We start from the raw sequence: 2,095 nt of genomic DNA, 5'->3' as shown, positions 1-2,095 counted from the left end.
ACAGGAGCCGATTCTTTGGGATGCTATCAATAACGTGGGTCTTCGTAGTCATTATCTTGCCAGTGTTTATGCGGCTCGTTTAATGAATAAGCGTCAACAAGGGCTGATTTGTACGATTTCATCTTGGGGAGGACTCTCTTATATTTTTGGGGCAGCTTATGGAGTGGGAAAAGCAGCTTGCGACCGCCTGGCCTCTGATATGGCAGTAGAATTAAAACCAGATAATATTACCTCAGTTTCTGTATGGCCAGGAATTGTCGGAACCGAAGAAATGTTTAGATTTTCTGAGAAGTGGAAAACTGAAGATGAGCAAGAGCCTCAAAATTCTACGATGCGCGACTATTACAATTGGGAAACACCTTTGTTTACAGGGAGAGTCATTGCAGCAATAGCCGCCCAACAAAATACGATGAATTTAACAGGTAAAGTTCAGATTATTGCTGAATTAGCCCAACGCTATAATATCGTTGATGAAGATGGCAAGTGTCCGGTTTCCTTACGTTCTCTGCGTTTTATACTGCCTTCTGCGATCCCTGCTTTTAAAAAGTATCCTTGGCTCATCCCCGACTTAAAAATCCCTTGGTTTATCTTGCAATGGACAAGGCTCCAATCTCCTAGTATTTAACCCTTTTAAAATTGTTTCTAACCATGAGAAGAAAGCCAATCAGCTATTTGCGGAGTTTGACTAATTATTTTTTTCAAGGTGGCTAATTTAGGATAATCATTAAATAAATCTGTTGGGGGTTCAAAGGGGCCCAAGGGTTCTTTAATATAGAAAAATGTTGAGAAATCAGTCCAGTGTGAAGCGCAGGGGTCTAACGTATCAAGTAAGTCAAAGATGGCTAAATCTGCCCAAGTTATTGAATCTGTAATCAAAAAAGAAGAATTTTGATTATTAGAAATCATATCTTCAAAGGTATTAAGATGTGCCGGAAAGATAACCTTAAAAAATTGATTGAGTTTTTCAAGTTTTTCAGCGTCAGAGCGCATAGTCATTACTAATCTTCCTTCTTTGGTAACTCGGTCAACATAACAGCCATAAAAAAGGTCTAATAAATCTCGCCATCCATCAACCACCATATCTGTTCAACAATTGACAATGAACAATTGACAATTGACAATTACCTCTACCTTTTAGGTAGAGGATTGAAAATAAGGAAAAATTTTTTAATTTCTCCCCTTAAAAGAGGAGGTTTTAAACCAAATTAACCAATTGTCAATTGTCAATTGTCAATTGTCCATTGATAAAGCCGCTTCAATGTGATTTGATGGGTACAAACCTGCTAGGTTAGCAGCATAACGAGCAATCGCACAAGATTGACTGATGACAGCATCACCTACCATGAGAATCGGTAGTTGCTCAAAAGGAAGTTTTCCATTAGAACGCATTGAGATATATTCAGTAAAAGGTATTCTTTGATCATTAAAAATAATTTGACTGTATGTAAAAATGAGACGAGTTAGTTCGGCTCGTCCTTTGCCATCATTAAAATAAACTAAGCTAGGAATTTCTGTCATTAAGTTAACCGTCATAGATTCATATTTCTAGGATACCTTATGGAAGTAATTTAGCCAAGAAAATACGATTATTACTCATCAATTTCTTCAACTTCCCCCGTTTCCCTATTATACTGATGAGTGGGTTTACTTTCCCTATTTCTTTGTTCATTATTAACATAAAAATATCCCCCAATAGCCAAAGCAATTACCATGAATAACAAGGCGAAATCTTGCCAGTTACTAGGGTCAAATTCAATACCAGAATCCAGTAAGTCAAAAGTGTCAAAATCATCCATATTGATTAATAAATCGGTTGACCAATAATATTGCCTTGGGGACTATAACGACAGACTAAAATATCATTACCGCCAGCTTTTGCTGTAGCACAACCTACTTGTTTTGTATTTTTCCAAACGATTTGAGTGTAATGACCAACATCAGACCAATTACCAGTAGAACTAACGGTTTCAAGGTTAAATCGTCTAGAATTCAAATACTGTTTTTCTTGTGCCTAACCATAAATTTTCGCCTTGTCCATTGGTGTTAGAATCATGTTGTAATTTTTTCCCTCCTAATGAAGCTAAATAGTTAGCCC

At 36.9% G+C, this 2,095-nt stretch carries 5 protein-coding genes; 1 reads left to right on the top strand and 4 read right to left on the bottom strand.

The window, feature by feature from the left end:
* Positions 1–625, top strand: a 625-nt coding sequence (locus tag VB691_RS24385) for an SDR family NAD(P)-dependent oxidoreductase (protein ID WP_323294122.1), incomplete at its 5' end; no start/stop codon positions are given.
* A gap of 17 nt (positions 626–642) precedes the next feature.
* On the opposite strand, the gene VB691_RS24380 is transcribed toward VB691_RS24385, so the two are convergent.
* The 4 genes from VB691_RS24380 to VB691_RS24365 all read right to left on the bottom strand — a co-directional run bounded on the left by VB691_RS24380 (position 643) and on the right by VB691_RS24365 (position 1,993).
* Positions 643–1,080 carry a glutathione S-transferase C-terminal domain-containing protein gene (locus VB691_RS24380; RefSeq protein ID WP_323294121.1) on the bottom strand — a complete coding sequence of 146 codons (438 nt, stop codon included), beginning with the start codon at positions 1,078–1,080 and terminating at the stop codon, positions 643–645.
* A gap of 150 nt (positions 1,081–1,230) precedes the next feature.
* Positions 1,231–1,533, bottom strand: a complete 303-nt coding sequence (locus VB691_RS24375; protein WP_323294120.1) for a glutathione S-transferase N-terminal domain-containing protein — start codon at positions 1,531–1,533, stop codon at positions 1,231–1,233.
* Between the two features lie 56 nt (positions 1,534–1,589).
* Positions 1,590–1,796: a hypothetical protein gene (locus VB691_RS24370; RefSeq protein ID WP_323294119.1), complete on the bottom strand. Its 207-nt coding sequence runs from the start codon at positions 1,794–1,796 to the stop codon at positions 1,590–1,592.
* A 5-nt stretch (positions 1,797–1,801) separates the two neighbouring features.
* Positions 1,802–1,993: a CAP domain-containing protein gene (locus VB691_RS24365; protein WP_323294118.1), complete on the bottom strand. Its 192-nt coding sequence runs from the start codon at positions 1,991–1,993 to the stop codon at positions 1,802–1,804.
* Positions 1,994–2,095: the final 102 nt, after the last annotated feature.

Source organism: Crocosphaera sp. XPORK-15E (genome assembly GCF_034931425.1).
Classification (GTDB): Bacteria; Cyanobacteriota; Cyanobacteriia; order Cyanobacteriales; family Microcystaceae; genus UHCC-0190.
The sequence above is the reverse complement of the archived record's forward strand: the minus strand, read 5'-3'. Positions and strand labels throughout refer to the sequence as shown.